The 15,627-nt window shown below is 69.2% G+C and carries 13 protein-coding genes; 10 read left to right on the forward strand and 3 right to left on the reverse strand.

All coding sequences use genetic code 11. The features are described from left to right. Positions 1-76 precede the first annotated feature (76 nt). From nuoH to E9934_RS11570, 8 genes are read left to right on the forward strand one after another with little or no spacing between them, the layout of a single operon-like run. A complete protein-coding gene (nuoH, locus tag E9934_RS11535) occupies positions 77-1,402 on the forward strand; it encodes an NADH-quinone oxidoreductase subunit NuoH (protein WP_136563027.1) in 1,326 nt (441 codons plus the stop codon). After that, positions 1,395-2,051 carry an NADH-quinone oxidoreductase subunit NuoI gene (nuoI, locus tag E9934_RS11540; protein WP_136563028.1) on the forward strand — a complete coding sequence of 219 codons (657 nt, stop codon included), beginning with the start codon at positions 1,395-1,397 and terminating at the stop codon, positions 2,049-2,051. The genes nuoH and nuoI overlap by 8 nt, the downstream gene beginning before the upstream one ends. Beyond that, positions 2,048-2,905 (forward strand): NADH-quinone oxidoreductase subunit J, encoded by an 858-nt coding sequence (locus E9934_RS11545; RefSeq protein ID WP_136563029.1) that lies wholly within the window; start codon positions 2,048-2,050, stop codon positions 2,903-2,905. Before nuoI ends, E9934_RS11545 begins: the two co-directional genes overlap by 4 nt. Continuing rightward, positions 2,898-3,191 carry an NADH-quinone oxidoreductase subunit NuoK gene (gene nuoK / locus E9934_RS11550; RefSeq protein ID WP_136563030.1) on the forward strand — a complete coding sequence of 98 codons (294 nt, stop codon included), beginning with the start codon at positions 2,898-2,900 and terminating at the stop codon, positions 3,189-3,191. Before E9934_RS11545 ends, nuoK begins: the two co-directional genes overlap by 8 nt. A 10-nt stretch (positions 3,192-3,201) precedes the next feature. After that, a complete protein-coding gene (nuoL, locus tag E9934_RS11555) occupies positions 3,202-5,157 on the forward strand; it encodes an NADH-quinone oxidoreductase subunit L (RefSeq protein WP_136563031.1) in 1,956 nt (651 codons plus the stop codon). Continuing rightward, positions 5,157-6,707, forward strand: coding sequence for an NADH-quinone oxidoreductase subunit M (locus E9934_RS11560; protein WP_136563032.1), 1,551 nt, complete (start codon positions 5,157-5,159; stop codon positions 6,705-6,707). The genes nuoL and E9934_RS11560 overlap by 1 nt, the downstream gene beginning before the upstream one ends. Further along, on the forward strand, positions 6,707-8,299 hold the full coding sequence (nuoN, locus tag E9934_RS11565) for an NADH-quinone oxidoreductase subunit NuoN (RefSeq protein WP_136563033.1): 1,593 nt from the start codon (positions 6,707-6,709) through the stop codon (positions 8,297-8,299). Before E9934_RS11560 ends, nuoN begins: the two co-directional genes overlap by 1 nt. Continuing rightward, positions 8,296-9,330, forward strand: coding sequence for a polyprenyl synthetase family protein (locus E9934_RS11570; protein ID WP_238694916.1), 1,035 nt, complete (start codon positions 8,296-8,298; stop codon positions 9,328-9,330). Before nuoN ends, E9934_RS11570 begins: the two co-directional genes overlap by 4 nt. Positions 9,331-9,575: 245 nt before the next feature. Here the strand turns inward: E9934_RS11570 and rarD are convergent, their stop codons facing one another. Continuing rightward, a complete protein-coding gene (rarD, locus tag E9934_RS11575) occupies positions 9,576-10,484 on the reverse strand; it encodes an EamA family transporter RarD (protein ID WP_162851548.1) in 909 nt (302 codons plus the stop codon). A gap of 114 nt (positions 10,485-10,598) precedes the next feature. Here rarD and E9934_RS11580 point away from each other — a divergent pair, with 114 nt between their 5' ends. Next, entirely contained in the window at positions 10,599-11,015 is a 417-nt protein-coding gene (locus E9934_RS11580; protein WP_136563034.1) for a hypothetical protein, read from the forward strand. A 97-nt stretch (positions 11,016-11,112) separates the two neighbouring features. On the opposite strand, the gene E9934_RS11585 is transcribed toward E9934_RS11580, so the two are convergent. Beyond that, positions 11,113-12,228, reverse strand: coding sequence for a 2-oxoacid:ferredoxin oxidoreductase subunit beta (locus E9934_RS11585; protein WP_193556899.1), 1,116 nt, complete (start codon positions 12,226-12,228; stop codon positions 11,113-11,115). Between the two features lie 2 nt (positions 12,229-12,230). Then, positions 12,231-14,219: a 2-oxoacid:acceptor oxidoreductase subunit alpha gene (locus tag E9934_RS11590; protein WP_238694917.1), complete on the reverse strand. Its 1,989-nt coding sequence runs from the start codon at positions 14,217-14,219 to the stop codon at positions 12,231-12,233. A gap of 373 nt (positions 14,220-14,592) precedes the next feature. Here E9934_RS11590 and E9934_RS11595 point away from each other — a divergent pair, with 373 nt between their 5' ends. Next, positions 14,593-15,621 carry an extracellular solute-binding protein gene (locus E9934_RS11595; RefSeq protein ID WP_136563036.1) on the forward strand — a complete coding sequence of 343 codons (1,029 nt, stop codon included), beginning with the start codon at positions 14,593-14,595 and terminating at the stop codon, positions 15,619-15,621. The last annotated feature ends 6 nt before the right edge of the window (positions 15,622-15,627 follow it).

A 15,627-nucleotide genomic window follows, 5' to 3' on the forward strand; every position in this document is an offset into this window, starting at 1 on the left:
CCGCGATGATGCACCCCACTCGATTCTTCGCTCCTCCGCTTCGCTCCTCCACGAACAATCGATCGGGGACCCCGCGATGAATACGACACTGAGTGCGTTCGGCAACGACGTCTGGTGGATCGTCCTCGTCAAGACGGTCCTCATCTTCGTGATCCTGGTGCTGCTCACCCTGTTCAACATCTGGTGGGAGCGCCGCGTCGTGGCCCGGATGCAGCACCGGATCGGCCCCAACGTGCACGGGCCCTTCGGCCTGCTGCAGTCGCTGGCCGACGGTGTGAAGCTGGCCTTCAAGGAGGACCTGATCCCCAAGGCCGCCGACAAGGTGGTCTTCATCCTCGCGCCCGTCATCGTGGTGGTGCCCGCGTTCGTGACGTTCAGCGTGATCCCGTTCGGCCCCGAGGTCACCCTCTTCGGCGAGCGCACGCCGCTGCAGCTCACCGACATGCCGGTGGCCGTCCTGTTCGTCATGGCGATCGCCTCGATCGGGATCTACGGCATCGTCCTCGGCGGCTGGTCGAGCGGCTCGACGTACTCCCTGCTGGGCGGGTTGCGCTCCAGCGCCCAGATGATCTCCTACGAGGTCGCCATGGGCCTGGCCCTCGTCGCGGTCTTCATGTACGCCGGCTCAATGTCCACGAGCGAGATCGTGGCCGCGCAGGACGACCTGTGGTTCGGGCTGATCCTGCTGCCGTCGTTCGTGATCTACGTGATCGCGATGGTCGGCGAGACCAACCGCGCGCCCTTCGACCTGCCCGAGGCCGAGGGCGAGCTGGTCGGCGGCTTCCACACCGAGTACTCCAGCCTGAAGTTCGCGCTCTTCTTCCTCGCCGAGTACATCAACATGGCGACCGTCTCCGCTCTCGCCACGACCCTGTTCCTCGGCGGCTGGGCCGCGCCGTTCTGGATCGACGAGTTCTGGGCCGGCGCCAACGAGGGCTACTGGCCGGTGCTGTGGTTCTTCGGCAAGGTGCTGGCGTTCATCTTCATGTTCATCTGGCTGCGCGGCTCGCTGCCGCGGCTGCGCTACGACCAGTTCATGGCGTTCGGCTGGAAGCGCCTCATCCCGATCTCGCTGGCCTGGATCGTCGCCGTCGCGACGATGCGGGTGGCCCGCAACGAGGGCGCCTTCGACGGCGGCTTCAGCGAGAACCCGCAGTTCTGGATGGTGATGATCGGCGTCGTCCTGGTGGCTCTCCTGGCGAGCTTCCTCGTCCCGGAGAAGTCCAAGGACAACAGTGTCGCCATCACACCGCCACGACCGGGCGGCTACCCCGTGCCACCGATGCCGACCGGAGGCGCCGTACGCGGCGCGGCCGCACCACTGGTCTTCCGGGCCGACACGTCCACGGTGACCACGGTGCCGTCCACCCCGACCCCCGACACGGGAGCGAGCAATGGCTGAGCCAACCACCGGGCAGGAGAAGGGCCCCACGCTCAAGGAGCAGCTGTGGGACCCGATCGCGGGCTTCGGCGTCACCTTCCGGACCATGTTCCGCAAGGTCGTCACCGAGCAGTACCCCAAGGAGAAGCTGCCGACGGCGCCGCGCTTCCACGGCCGTCACCAGCTCAACCGGTGGCCCGACGGCCTGGAGAAGTGCGTGGGCTGCGAGCTGTGCGCCTGGGCGTGCCCGGCCGACGCGATCTATGTCGAGGGCGCTGAGAACGTCGATGACACCGCCGTGGTCGGCGAGGACGGCCAGCCGGTGTCCGGCCGCTTCTCGGCCGGTGAGCGCTACGGCCGCGTCTACCAGATCAACTACCTGCGCTGCATCCTCTGCGGCCTGTGCATCGAGGCCTGCCCGACGCGGGCATTGACGATGACCAACGAGTACGAGCTGGCCGACGACAGCAGGGCCAGCCTCATCTACGAGAAGTCCGACCTGCTGGCGCCGCTGCTGCCCGGCATGGAGCAGCCGCCCCACCAGATGCTGCTCGGCACCGACGACGACTACTACCGCGGCAACTTCCAGCAGCCGATCCCCGTGCCGCCCCTTCCGGCCGCGCCGGCTCGGCCGAACCGACCGCAGGCCACACCGGAGGTGACCGCGTGATCGCGTTCTGGGTGCTCGCGCCGATCATGGTGGTGGCGGCGCTCGGCATCCTGTTCGTCCGCAAGGCCGTGCACGCCGCGCTGCTGCTGGCCGTCGTGATGATCAGCCTCGCCGTGCTCTACGCCGTGCTCGAGGCGCCGTTCCTCTTCGCGGTGCAGATCATCGTCTACACCGGCGCGATCCTGATGCTGTTCCTCTTCGTGCTGATGCTGGTCGGCGTCGACGCCTCCGACTCGGTCGTCGAGACGATCAAGGGCCAGCGGGTGCTGTCGTGGGTGACCGGCCTGGTGTTCGTGGTGCTGGTCGTCGTCGGTCTCCTGCAGGTGACCTTCGGCGCCGCGGTCGGGCTCGACGGTGACGGGGGAGCCAACGAGGGCGGCAACATCCAGGCCCTCGCCAACCTGATCTTCTCCCGCTACGTGTTCATCTTCGAGGCCACCAGCGCGCTGCTGATCACCGCGGCCGTGGGCGCGATGGTGCTGGCGCACCGCGAGCGGCTCACCCCCCGCCGTACCCAGCCCGATCTCGCCGCCGACCGGATCCGTGCCTACGCCGAGTCCGGCGAGCACCTCGGTCCGCTTCCCGCGCCCGGCGTCTACGCCCGCCACAACGCCGTCGACACCCCGGCGCTGCTGCCCGACGGCAGCCCCTCGCCGGCGTCGGTCTCCCGGGTCCTCGCGGCCCGCGGCACCATGCAGTCCGCCGGTCTGACCGACATCGAGGCGATCAAGGACCAGCTGGGCGTGGATCCCGCCTCGGCTCCCGAGACGGCCGGCCGCGACGCGGCCACCGGCTCCACGGAGGAGAGCGCCGCACCGATCGGCTCGGCCGCCAAGGAGACGACCGATGACTGAGTACATCATTCTCTCCGCGATCCTCTTCTCCATCGGATCGATCGGGGTCCTGACCCGGCGCAACGCGATCGTGGTGTTCATGTGCGTCGAGCTGATGCTCAACGCCTGCAACCTCGCGTTCGTCGCCTTCGCCCACCAGCACGGCAACCTCGACGGGCAGGTCGCGGCGTTCTTCGTCATGGTCGTCGCCGCCGCCGAGGTCGTCGTCGGACTGGCGATCATCATGACCATCTTCCGGACGCGTCGCTCGGCCTCGGTCGACGACGCGAGCCTGCTGAAGTTCTGAGGAGCAGCGGATGTTCAACGCCATCGCCCTCGCAGCCACCGAGGTCCACGTGCCGGTCGTCTCCCCGACCGACGCCGACGGCCCCTACGTGCTGCTCTGGCTGATCATCGGTCTGCCGCTGCTGGGTGCCGCGGTGCTGCTGCTGGGCGGCCGCGCCACCGACAAGTGGGGTCACCTGCTCGGCACGGCCACCGCGGTCGGGTCGTTCCTCATCAGCCTCGTCCTCTTCATCGGTCTGATGGGTCGCGACGAGGGCGACCGGCAGATCACCCAGCACCTGTGGGACTGGATCAACACCGGCGGCTCGTCGGCCGAGGGTGGCCTCGGCATCGGTCTCGACCTGCTCTACGACCCGCTCTCGGCGCTCTTCCTGCTGCTGATCACCGGCGTCGGGTCACTGATCCACGTCTACTCGATCGGCTACATGGCGCACGACCCGCGCCGGCGCAGGTTCTTCGCCTACCTGAACCTCTTCGTCGCCGCGATGCTCATGCTGATCCTCGCGGAGAACTACGTCGGACTCTTCCTCGGCTGGGAGGGCGTGGGCCTGGCGTCGTACCTGCTGATCGGCTTCTGGCAGCACAAGCCGTCGGCGGCCGCCGCGGCCAAGAAGGCGTTCGTCATCAACCGCGTCGGCGACATGGGTCTGGGCCTCGCGATCTTCCTGATGTTCGTGACGTTCGGGACGACCAGCTTCAGCGGCATCAGCGCCGTGTCCTCCGGCGCCACCGAGACGACGCTCAACTGGATCGGCGTCCTGCTGCTGGTCGGCGCCTGTGGCAAGTCCGCCCAGGTGCCGCTGCAGGCCTGGCTGCTCGACGCCATGGAAGGCCCCACGCCCGTCTCGGCGCTCATCCACGCGGCCACCATGGTCACCGCCGGCGTCTACCTGATCACCCGCTCGAACTTCATCTTCGAGCTGGCTCCCGCCGCGCAGACCGCGGTCGTCATCGTCGCCACGGTCACCCTGCTGTGGGGCGCGATCATCGGCTGCGCCAAGGACGACATCAAGAAGGGCCTGGCCGGCTCGACGATGAGCCAGATCGGCTACATGATGCTCGGCGCGGGCCTCGGTGTCGCGGGCTACGCGTTCGCGATCTTCCACCTGCTGACCCACGGCTTCTTCAAGGCCAACATGTTCCTCGGCGCCGGATCGGTGATGCACGCGATGGACGACGACGTCGACATGCGTCACTACGGCGCGCTCAACAAGATGTTGCCCGTCACCTTCCTGACCTTCGCGATGGGCTACCTCGCGATCATCGGCGTCCCCCCGTTCGCGGGCTTCTGGTCCAAGGACAAGATCATCGAGACCGCGTTGGTCGAGAACCCGGTCGTCGGCATCTGCGCGCTGCTGGGCGCGGGCATCACCGGGTTCTACATGACGCGGATGATGCTGATGACCTTCTTCACCCAGAAGCGCTGGGAGGCCGACGTGCACCCGCACGAGAGCCCCAAGGTCATGACGATCCCGCTGATCGTCCTCGCGGCACTGTCCGTCCTCGGCGGACTCATGCTCGCCGGCGACTGGATCGTCGACTGGCTGAGCCCGGTGGTCGGCCACGCCGAGCACCACGATCCGCCGGTGCCGGTCATCGTGCTGACGCTCATCACGGTGGTCGTCGTCGCCGTCGGTGTCGCTGCCGCCTGGTTCCTCGTCGGCAAGCAGGAGGTCCCGCGGGAGGCGCCCGCTGACGTCTCGTTCGCGACGAAGGCCGCCCGCGCCGATCTCTACGGCGACCAGATCAACGAGACCCTCGTGGTCACACCCGGCAAGGCGACCGTGGCGGGCCTGCTCACGGTCGACCGGACCGTCGTCGACGGGCTCCTCAGCGGCACCGCCGGGTTCTTCGCCGGCACCGGCGAGGCACTGCGCCGACTGCAGACCGGCTACGTCCGCTCCTACGCGCTGTCGGTCCTCGCCGGCGCCGCGCTCCTCGTCGCGATCCTCGTGGTGGTGAACTGATGACCCTGAGTCTCCTGGTCTGGCTGCCGATCGCCGGTGCGATCGCGGTCGCCCTGCTGCCGCGCTCGGTCAGCAAGGTCACCGGCCTCGGCGTCGCGCTGGCCACCCTCGTGATCGGCCTCGTCGTCGCGCTCCGCTACGACGTCGACGGCGGCCGGCAGCTCGAGGAGGTCCACGACTGGATCGAGGCCTTCGGCGTGCACTACGCCCTCGGTGTCGACGGTCTCGGCCTGCTGATGGTGCTGCTGACCGTCCTCCTCGTCCCGCTCGTGCTCGGTGCCGAGTGGCTGAAGGCCGACGACCCCGACGGCGCCGGTGCTCGCTCGTTCGTGGCGTGGACCCTCGCCCTGGAGGGCCTGTCCCTCGCGGTCTTCTGCGCGACCGACGTCTTCCTCTTCTACGTCGTCTTCGAGGCCACGCTGATCCCCGCCTACTTCCTGGTGGGCGGCTTCGGCCGCGACGGCCGCGGCGCGGTGGCGCTGAAGTTCCTGATGTTCCAGCTCGCCGGCGGGCTGATCCTGCTGGCGTCGGTGATCGGCCTCTACGTCGTCTCGGCGCAGCAGGGCGAGCCGTCCTACCTGCTCTCGGACCTCGAGCAGCTCAGCATCGACACCGAGCCGGGCCGCTGGCTGTTCCTCGGCTTCTTCATCGCCTTCGCGATCAAGGCGCCGCTCTTCCCGGTCCACACCTGGCTCGCCGACACCACCGAGAAGGCCACGCCCGGCACGGGCGTGCTGCTCGTCTGCATCCTCGACAAGATCGGCACCTTCGGGATGCTGCGCTTCTGCCTGGGAATCTTCCCCGAGGCATCGCAGTGGGCGACGCCGCTGGTGGTCACCCTGGCGCTCATCTCGATCGTCTACGGTGCCCTGATCGCCATCGGCCAGGACGACATCTTCCGCCTGATCGGACTGACGTCGCTGAGCCACTTCGGCCTGATCACCCTCGGCATCTTCACGTTCAGCAGCCAGGGCGGGACCGGGTCCATCCTCTACATGGTCAACCACGGACTCGGCACGGCGGCGCTGTTCCTCGTGGCGGGCTACCTCTACGACCGGCGTGGCACCTCGCTGATCAGCGAGATGCGCGGCATCGAGAAGGTCGCCCCGGTCCTCGCCGGACTGTTCCTGGTCGCCGGCCTGGCCACCCTCGGCCTGCCCGGCCTGTCGCCGTTCGTCAGCGAGTTCCTGGTGCTGATCGCCGCCTTCGACTACGGGTGGTACGTCGGCGCCATCGCGATCACCGCGGTGGTGCTCTCCGCGATCTACGTGCTCTGGATGTATCAGCGGACCATGACCGGTCCGACGCCGCCCGAGGCGGAGGGCACCCGCGACCTGGGTCTGCGCGAGATCGCCGCCGTCGCGCCGCTCATGGTGGCGCTGGTGTTCTTCGGCTTCTATCCCGCCCCGCTGCTCGACGTGAGCAACCCGATGGTCGACGACCTGCTGCACCACGTCGGCGTCGATGACGGCGCGCCGGTGGTCGAGCACGGATCCGACGACGGCGCCGGACACGCGGACGGGCAGCCGAGCGAGGGGGAGGAGCACTGATGGAGTTCATCAAGCCCGAGATCGAGTACGTCGAGCTCCTGCCGCTCCTGCTGGTCCTCGGAGGCGCCTGCGTCGGCGTGCTGTTCGAGGCGGTGTTCCCCCGCGAGGTGCGCCGCGTGCCGCAGGTCGTGCTCACCATGTCCGTCCTCGTCACCGCGCTGGTCTCCACGATCGTCGTCGGCACCGACCTCGAGGAGCACGCCGGCGGAGCCGGCAAGGGCCTCGTCGGAGCCGAGGGCAGCGTCGTCGTCGACGGTCCGACCACCTACCTGTGGGGCCTGATCCTGGTCTTTGCGATCGGCGGCGTGGCGCTCTTCGCCGAGCGGCGCCTCGAGGGCGGTGTGTCGGCGTTCACCGGCCAGGCCGCGGCCCTCCCGGGCACCGAGACCGAGCGCGAGGCCTCCACCAAGGGCCTCGAGCACACCGAGGTCTATCCCCTCATGCTCTTCGCCGTCGGCGGCATGCTGCTCTTCCCCGCCTCGGGTGACCTGCTGACGATGTTCGTCGCGCTCGAAGTCCTCTCGTTGCCGCTGTACCTCCTCTGCGGCCTCGCCCGCCGGCGTCGCCTGCTGAGCCAGGAGGCGGCGATGAAGTACTTCCTCCTCGGCGCCTTCTCCTCCGGCTTCTTCCTCTACGGCGCCGCGCTCATCTACGGCTACGCCGGCTCGATGACCTTCGCCGGCATCAACGACGCGGTCCGCGCCGGCGGCGGCAACCAGACCCTGCTGCTCTTCGGCATCGGCCTGCTTGCGGTCGGCCTGCTCTTCAAGGTCGGCGCCGTGCCGTTCCAGGCATGGACGCCGGACGTCTACCAGGGCGCCCCGACCGCGGTCACCGCGTTCATGGCCGCCGGCACGAAGGTCGCCGCCTTCGGCGCGCTGCTCCGGCTCTTCTACGTGGCGTTCGGCGCCGAGCGCTGGAGCTGGGTCCCCATGCTGTGGGTCGTCGCCATCGCCTCGATGGTCGTCGGCGCGGTCCTCGCCGTGGTCCAGAGCGACGTCAAGCGGATGCTGGCCTACTCCTCGGTGGCCCACACCGGCTTCATCCTCGTGGGCGTGCTCGGCGTGCAGAGCACCGACGAGCTCGGCTCGACCGGCTACACCTCGCTCGAGGGCGTGCTCTTCTACCTCACCACCTACGGCTTCGCGATGATCGGTGCCTTCGCCATCGTCACGCTGGTCCGCGACACGGGTGGCGAGGCGACGGCCTACGAGCGGTGGGCCGGGCTCGGCCGACGCTCACCGCTGGCCGCCGGCGCCTTCGCCTTCTTCCTGCTGTCGATGGCCGGCATCCCGCTGACCGCCGGCTTCATCGGCAAGTGGGCGGTCTTCACCTCGGCGATGTCGGCCGGCGCGTGGCCCGTCGTGCTGGTCGCGATCGGCAGCAGCATCGTCGCGATCACCTTCTATGTGCGCCACATCCGGCTGATGTTCTTCACCGAGCCGTCCACCGACGGCATCGGCGCGGTCACCCAGTCGTCCCTGCTGACCTCCGGCACCATCCTGGTGTGCCTGGTCGCGACGCTCCTGCTGGGCGTCGTCCCGGGCCCGGTTCTCGATCTCGTGACCCATACGGGAGACTTCATCAGGTGAGCTCCTCAGCGACCCCTGCTCCCTCGCCGGCCGAGCTGGCCCTGCCCGTCGTTGACGAGGCCCTGGCCGGGCGGCTGAGGGATCGGATGGCCACCGTCGAGGAGGCCCTCTATGGGCACGCGACCAGCCGGGCGCCGTACGTCACGGAGGCAGCGCGACACCTGCTGGCCGCTGGAGGCAAGCGCTTCCGCCCGCTCCTGGTGCTGCTCGCGGCCGAGTCCGGCCCGCGTCCGGAGGCCGACGAGGTGCTGACGGCCGCCTGCGTCGTCGAGATCACCCACGTCGGCTCGCTCTATCACGATGACGTCATGGACGAGGCCGAGCTGCGCCGGGGCGAGGACTCCGCCAACGCCCGCTACGACAACCTCGTCGCGATCCTCACCGGCGACTGGCTCTTCGCGAAGTCCTCCGAGCTGACCTCCCGCCTCGGCCCCGAGGCCGTCCGGATCCAGGCCGAGACGTTCACGCGCCTCGTCGAGGGCCAGATCCTGGAGACGGTCAAGCCCGCTCCCGGTGAGGACCCGCTCGCGCACTACCTCGAGGTGGTCGCCGGCAAGACCGGCTCCCTCATCGCGACCTCCGCCCACTACGGCGCCCTGTTCTCCGGCGCGTCGCCCGAGATCGTGACGGCGCTGACGGAGTACGGCGAGCTCGTCGGCACCGCCTTCCAGCTCTCGGACGACATCCTCGACGTGGCCTCGGAGTCCGAGGAGTCGGGCAAGACCCCGGGCACCGACCTCAAGGAGGGCGTGCCCACGCTGCCGGTCCTCATCGCCCGGGCCTCGACCGACCCGGGTGACGCCCGCCTGCTCGAGCTGCTCGACCCCGCGCGCTCGGACCTGGCCGCCGACGCCGACCTGCACGCCGAGGCGCTCGACCTGCTGCGCAAGCACCCGGCAATGGCCGAGGCGCAGGCCTACGTCGTCCAGCGGGCCACGGAGGCCAAGCAACTCCTCGAGGTGCTGCCCTCCGGCCCGGTGCGCTCGGCGCTGGAGGCCTTCGCGGACGTCGTGGCCGTCCGCTCCGCCTGACTCTCCGACGGCCTCGAGCCGGCTGATCGGCGGAGCCTGTCACCTCTTCGGCGGAACCGTCGCCCGATGGCTCCGGTTCCGGCCGTCGGCAGGACACCATGGACGACGGGCCAGGAACCAGCCGGACGTGGGGTGCGGCCCTGACCCGACGCCCCGTGCGGTGGCGGCGTGCACCCCGCCGCCACTGCACGTGGCCGTGGTTGCCGGGTGGGGGTCGCCCCGTCCGGCACCGCAGGCGCCACCCCTCAGAGGGCGCTGGCCTCCGCGGCGAGGGCGAGGGTGCGGCGGTGGTGGCGCACGGCCTCCACGGAGAAGATCACCAGGGCCAGCCAGACCAGCGCGAAGCCCGCCCAGCGACCGGGCGGCATGTGCTCGGCGAAGAGGGTGATGCCGAGGACGAACTGGATGACGGGCGTCAGGTACTGCAGCAGGCCGAGGGTCGTCATCGGGATCCGCGTGGCGGCCGCGCCGAAGCACAGCAGCGGCACCGCTGTCACCACGCCGCTCGCGACCAGCAGCGCCACGTGCCCGCCGCCCTCCCCGGCGAAGTGCGCCTCGCCGGCGGAGCCGAGCCAGAGCAGGTAGCCGGCGGCGATCGGCGTGAGCAGCGCCGTCTCGAACGTGAGGCTCTCGACGGTTCCGACGCCGGCGGACTTCTTCGCCAGGCCGTAGGTGCCGAACGAGAAGGCCAGCACGAGGGCGATCACCGGGAGGCGGCCGTAGTCCAGGGTCAGTACGACCACGGCCAGGAAGCCGATCCCGAGCGCCGTCCACTGGGCGGGTCGCAGCCGCTCGCCCAGGATCAGCACACCCATCAGCACCGTCACCAGCGGGTTGATGAAGTAGCCGAGCGAGGTCTCGACGACGCGGTCGTTGGTGACGCCGTAGATGTAGGTGCCCCAGTTGGACGTGATCGTCACCGCCGCGAGCACGAGCAGAAGGACCTTGCGGCGGTCCTGCAGCAGGACACGCAGTTGCGTCGTACGACGCAGCACCAGCACGAGTGCTCCCATGACGACCAGCGACCACACGATGCGGTGGGCCAGGATCTCGACGGGGGCGCTGGGCTCGAGCAGCGGCCAGTAGAGAGGGAAGCCGCCCCACAACAGGTAGGCGAGCAGACCCAGCAGCAGGCCGCGGCGGGAATCCGACACGAGCCGACAGTAGTCCCGGGCCGGAGGTGCGCAGGGCGGGGGTGGTTTGAGAGAGTGGTGGGGCGGGCACCCGGTTCCCGTTCACACCCCACGATGACCAGGAGTTGTCTCCTCATGCGTTTCACTCGGATCCTGACCGCACTGATCGCGGCGTTCACCGCCGTGATGCTCAGCTTCACGATGGGCTCCTCCGCCCAGGCCGCCCCGGTGGCCGACGGCCCCGTGGCGACGAAGGTCGCCAAGCCGAAGCACACGTTCACCCGCCTCAAGGCCGACGAGACCCGCCGCGAAGGTGTCTTCTACGTCCAGGCCCGGCTGACCTCCAACCCCGGCCAGCGTGTGTGGCTGCGGTCGTGGCACCGCTCCACCAACCGGTGGCGCAACGTCAAGTCGGTCATCACCCGCTCGGACACGGGCGGCTTCAAGATGACGTTTGCCGGCCGCTGCGGGACCCGCTTCCGTCTCTACGCCGCCGAGACGGCCAGTTTCGCCCGCACCGAGGTCTACATCGGGGCCATCACCTGCAGCTGACCTGCTCCATCACGACGAAGGGCCCCGCCATCAGCGGGGCCCTTCGTCATTGCAGGCGTCTTGTGACGGTTGCTGCGAAACCTCCTCGACGACCGGTTCAGTCGATGGTCCAGGTGTCGCCGGCGTTGATGAGCGCGGTGAGGCGCTCCTCGTTGGTGCCGGAGACCTTCTCCTTCGAGACCGCGACTTGGGCGCGGGCCTGGTCGTCGTAGGTCGGCCGGTCGACCTGGCGGAAGATGCCGATCGGGCTGCGGTTGAGGTAGCCGGCATCGGTCAGGCGGCTGATCGCGAACGCCGTCGACGGGTCGGGGTTGGCCGCGTCGTGGACCAGGATCGCGTCGGCGGCGACTGCGGCGGTGTCGACGATCTCGATGCTGCCGTTTGCGCCGCGGACGAGGGCCTTGTCGCCCTGCCCGGTTGCCTCGTCACGGCTGCCGAACGTGATCGGCTGGCCGTGCACCAGCGGGATCACGGCGTGCTCGGCGGTCGCACGGTCGTAGTCACCCATGCCCTTGATGGCGTCGAAGGCGCCGTCGTTGAAGATCGGGCAGTTCTGGTAGATCTCGACGAGGCTGGTGCCGCGGTGGGCGGCGGCTGCGGCGAGGACGGCGGTGAGGTGTTTGCGGTCGGAGTCGATGGTGCGGGCCACGAAGGTCGCTTCGGCGCCGAGGGCGAGGGAGACGGGGTTGAAGGGTGCGTCGATGGAGCCGAGGGGGGTGGTCTTGGTGACCTTGCCGACCTCGCTGGTGGGGGAGTACTGGCCCTTGGTGAGTCCGTAGATGCGGTTGTTGAAGAGCAGGATCGTCATGTTGACGTTGCGGCGCAGGGCGTGGATGAGGTGGTTGCCGCCGATGGAGAGGGCGTCGCCGTCGCCGGTGACGACCCAGACGGAGAGGTCTTCGCGGGCGGTGGCGAGTCCGGTGGCGATGGAGGGTGCGCGTCCGTGGATGGAGTGCATGCCGTAGGTGTCGAGGTAGTAGGGGAACCTCGAGGAGCAGCCGATGCCGGAGATGAAGACGATGTTCTCGCGCTTGAGTCCGAGGTCGGGGAGGAAGGACTGGACGGCCTTGAGGACGGCGTAGTCGCCGCAGCCGGGGCACCAGCGGACTTCCTGGTCGGAGGAGAAGTCCTTGGCGGTCTGCTTCTCGCCCTCGGGGAGGGTGGGGACGAGTGCGGTCCCGAGCTGGGGCATGGGGAGATCGATGGCAGTCATGATCAGGCCTCCTCGGTGTTCTCGTGGTCGGCGGGCAGGTTGAGGCCGTGCTCGCCGAGCTCGACCTCGCGGCCCTCGGCGTCGCCGATGAGGCGTCCGATGGCCTCGGCGAGCTCGGCGGCCTTGAGCGGCAGGCCGTAGACGTGGTTGTAGCCCTGGGCGTCGACGAGGTACTCGGCGCGCAGGAGACGGGACAGCTGGCCGAGGTTCATCTCGGGCACGAGGACCTTGTCGTAGCGGGACAGGATGTCGCCCAGGTCCTTCGGGAACGGGTTGATGTGACGCAGGTGGACCTGCGCGACGTCGTAGCCGGCGCGGCGCACGCGGCGGCAGGCCGCGCCGATCGGGCCGTAGGTCGAGCCCCAGCCGATCACGAGCACCTTGGCACCATCACCTGGGGGGCCGGACGGGTCGTCGACGCGGAGCGGGTCGAGGCCGTCGGCGATGCGCTGCACCTTCTCGGCACGGATCCGGACCATCTTGTCGTGGTTGGCCGGGTCGTAGGAGATGTTGCCGTGCCCGTCGCCCTTCTCGAGGCCGCCGATGCGGTGCTCGAGACCGGGAGTGCCGGGGATGGCCCACGGGCGGGCGAGGGTCTCGGGGTCGCGCAGGTAGGGCCAGTACTCGTCGGGTGCGCCGTCGCCGTCGTTCTGGCTCTTGGCGGAGACGTGATTGGGACCGGTGGCGAAGTCGGGGTCGATGTCGGGCAGGTCCGCGACGTCGGGGATGGCCCACGGCTCCGAGCCGTTGGCGAGATAGCCGTCGGTGAGCAGGAAGACGGGGGTGCGGTAGGTGATGGCGATCCGGGCGGCCTCGACGGCGGCGGCGAAGCAGTCGCCGGGTGACTGGGCGGCGACGATCGGGACGGGTGCCTCGCCGTTGCGGCCGTACATCGCCTGCAGCAGGTCGGACTGCTCGGTCTTGGTCGGCAGACCCGTGGAGGGTCCGCCGCGCTGGACGTTGACGACGACGAGCGGCAGCTCGGTCATGACCGCCAGGCCGATGGCCTCGCCCTTGAGGGCGATGCCCGGTCCGGAGGTGGTGGTGACCGCGAGCTGGCCGGCGAAGGCGGCGCCCACGGCGGCGCCGATCCCGGCGATCTCGTCCTCGGCCTGGAAGGTGGTCACACCGAACGACTTGTGTCGGGCCAGCTCGTGGAGGATGTCGGAGGCCGGGGTGATCGGGTAGGAGCCGAGGAAGACCGGCAGGTCGGCCCGGACGCCGGCGGCCACCAGGCCGTAGGCCAGAGCAAGGTTGCCCGTGATGTTGCGGTAGGTGCCGGGACGCATCTTGGCCGGCTTGACCTCGTACTGGACGACGAAGGTCTCGGTGGTCTCACCGTAGTTCCAGCCGGCCTTGAACGCCGCGATGTTGGCGCCGAGGATCGCGGGCACCTTGGCGAACTTCTTCTCGAGGAACGCGATGGTCGGCTCGGTGGGGCGCCCGTACATCCACGACAGCAGACCGAGGGCGAACATGTTCTTGGCCCGCGAGGCGTCCTTGCGGGACAGGCCGAACTCCTTGACGGCCTCGACCGTGATGCCGGTCAGGTCGACGGGCTGGACCTGGAAGCCGGAGAGGATGTCGTCGACCTCGCCGAGCTTGTCCAGCGGGTTGGACTCGTAGCCGGCCTTGTCGAGGTTGCGCTTGGTGAAGTCGGCGGTGTCCACGATGATCGTCGCGCCCTTGGGCAGGTCGCCCAGGTTGGCCTTCAGCGCTGCCGGGTTCATCGCGACCAGCACGTCGGGACGGTCACCCGCGGTGAGGATGTCGTGGTCGGCGAAGTGGATCTGGAACGACGACACCCCGGGGATCGTGCCCTGGGGGGCGCGGATCTCGGCGGGGAAGTTGGGCAGCGTCACCAGGTCGTTGCCGAACACCGCCGACCCCTGGGTGAACCGGTCACCCGTCAGCTGCATGCCGTCACCGGAGTCGCCCGCGAACCGGATGATCACCCGGTCCAGCTGCTTGACCTGCTTGGTCTGGCTCACGTCGGTCCACTCTCTCAACATCTCGGGCGAGCCGCTGTGGTCGGCTCGTCGCCACTGATCCTACGGCGAATCTAGAACACGTTCCACTTTAGGTGGACACCTGTCCAGTCGCAGCCGTTGTCCGAGTCTCACGGCCTTTCCCACGATAGACGGCCGCAGCGCCGCGCTCGATTCGGCGCCACGGTGCGGTCAGATTCGCCGCGGCTGACGCCGATGGCCGGCCACGCCCGCCGCGCGGGTGTGACCTGCGTCATCCCGGGGGTTCATTTCGGGTGCAGGGGCAGCGCCTTCAATCTCTTCTATGTGTAGTATTCCACTCAAGTTAACCGATCCGGTGTGGGACAGCGCCGGACCGACCGAAGGTATGGGTGCAATGAAGCGAGTGATGAAGGCTGCTGCCGTCGCAGTGACGAGCGCACTGGCGCTGTCGGCCTGCGCGAGCGCAGGAGGCTCCGACGATGCCGAGACGATCAACATCGTCGGGTTCGCCGTCCCGGAGGCCGCCAACAAGGCGATCGCCACCGAGTTCAACAAGACCGACGCGGGCGAGGGCGTGACCTTCTCCGGCTCCTACGGCGCCTCCGGCGAGCAGAGCCGCAAGGTCGCCGACACCGACGGCAAGGACGTCGACTACGTCCACTTCTCCCTCGAGGGGGACGTGACGCGACTCGTCGACGCCGGCCTGGTGGCCGACGACTGGAACGCCGGCCCCAACAAGGGCATCGTCTCCTCCTCGATCGCCGTCATCGCCGTCGAGAAGGGCAACCCGCTCGGCATCACCGGCTGGGAGGACCTGACCCGCGACGACGTCAAGGTCATCACCGCCGACCCGGCCAGCTCCGGCGCGGCCCGCTGGAACATCCTCGCGCTCTACACCCACGCCCTCGCGCAGGGCGCCACCGAGGCCGAGGCGGACGCCTACCTCAAGGACGTCTTCGGCAACGTGGCCACGTGGGCCGCGAGCGGCCGCGAGGCCACCGAGGCGTTCAAGAAGGGTGTCGGCAACGTGCTGATCACCTACGAGAACGAGGCCATCCTCGCGAAGCAGAACGGTGAGGAGCTGGACTACGTCGTCCCGGAGACCTCCTTCCTGATCGAGAATCCCGGCGCCGTGCTCGAGGACGCCGACCCGGTCGCCACCGACTGGCTCGAGTTCGTGCTCAGCGACGCCGGCCAGACCGAGTTCGTGAAGAAGGGCTTCCGCCCCGTCGGCGACCTCGACATCAGCGACATCGAGGTGGACGGCGCCAACGACCCGGCCGACCCCTTCCCGGCTCCCGCCGGGCAGCTCTACACGATCGCCGACCTCGGCGGCTGGTCCGACGTGACGGCCGAGTGGTTCGGCAAGGACGGCGTGAAGCTGCGCTTCGACAAGCTGTACGCCGCAGCCACGAAGCAGTGACCCGCC

It is taken from the genome of Nocardioides caeni, from assembly GCF_004912195.1.
Lineage (GTDB): Bacteria > Actinomycetota > Actinomycetes > Propionibacteriales > Nocardioidaceae > Nocardioides > Nocardioides caeni.

Coding starts and splice junctions, on each gene's coding strand:
- nuoI (WP_136563028.1), top strand. CDS start 1,395: ATGGCTGAGCCAACCACCGGGCAGGAGAAGGGCCCCACGCTCAAGGAG.
- nuoK (WP_136563030.1), top strand. CDS start 2,898: ATGACTGAGTACATCATTCTCTCCGCGATCCTCTTCTCCATCGGATCG.
- E9934_RS11560 (WP_136563032.1), top strand. CDS start 5,157: ATGACCCTGAGTCTCCTGGTCTGGCTGCCGATCGCCGGTGCGATCGCG.
- E9934_RS11585 (WP_193556899.1), bottom strand. CDS start 12,228: ATGACTGCCATCGATCTCCCCATGCCCCAGCTCGGGACCGCACTCGTC.
- nuoH (WP_136563027.1), top strand. CDS start 77: ATGAATACGACACTGAGTGCGTTCGGCAACGACGTCTGGTGGATCGTC.
- E9934_RS11595 (WP_136563036.1), top strand. CDS start 14,593: ATGAAGCGAGTGATGAAGGCTGCTGCCGTCGCAGTGACGAGCGCACTG.
- nuoL (WP_136563031.1), top strand. CDS start 3,202: ATGTTCAACGCCATCGCCCTCGCAGCCACCGAGGTCCACGTGCCGGTC.
- E9934_RS11580 (WP_136563034.1), top strand. CDS start 10,599: ATGCGTTTCACTCGGATCCTGACCGCACTGATCGCGGCGTTCACCGCC.
- nuoN (WP_136563033.1), top strand. CDS start 6,707: ATGGAGTTCATCAAGCCCGAGATCGAGTACGTCGAGCTCCTGCCGCTC.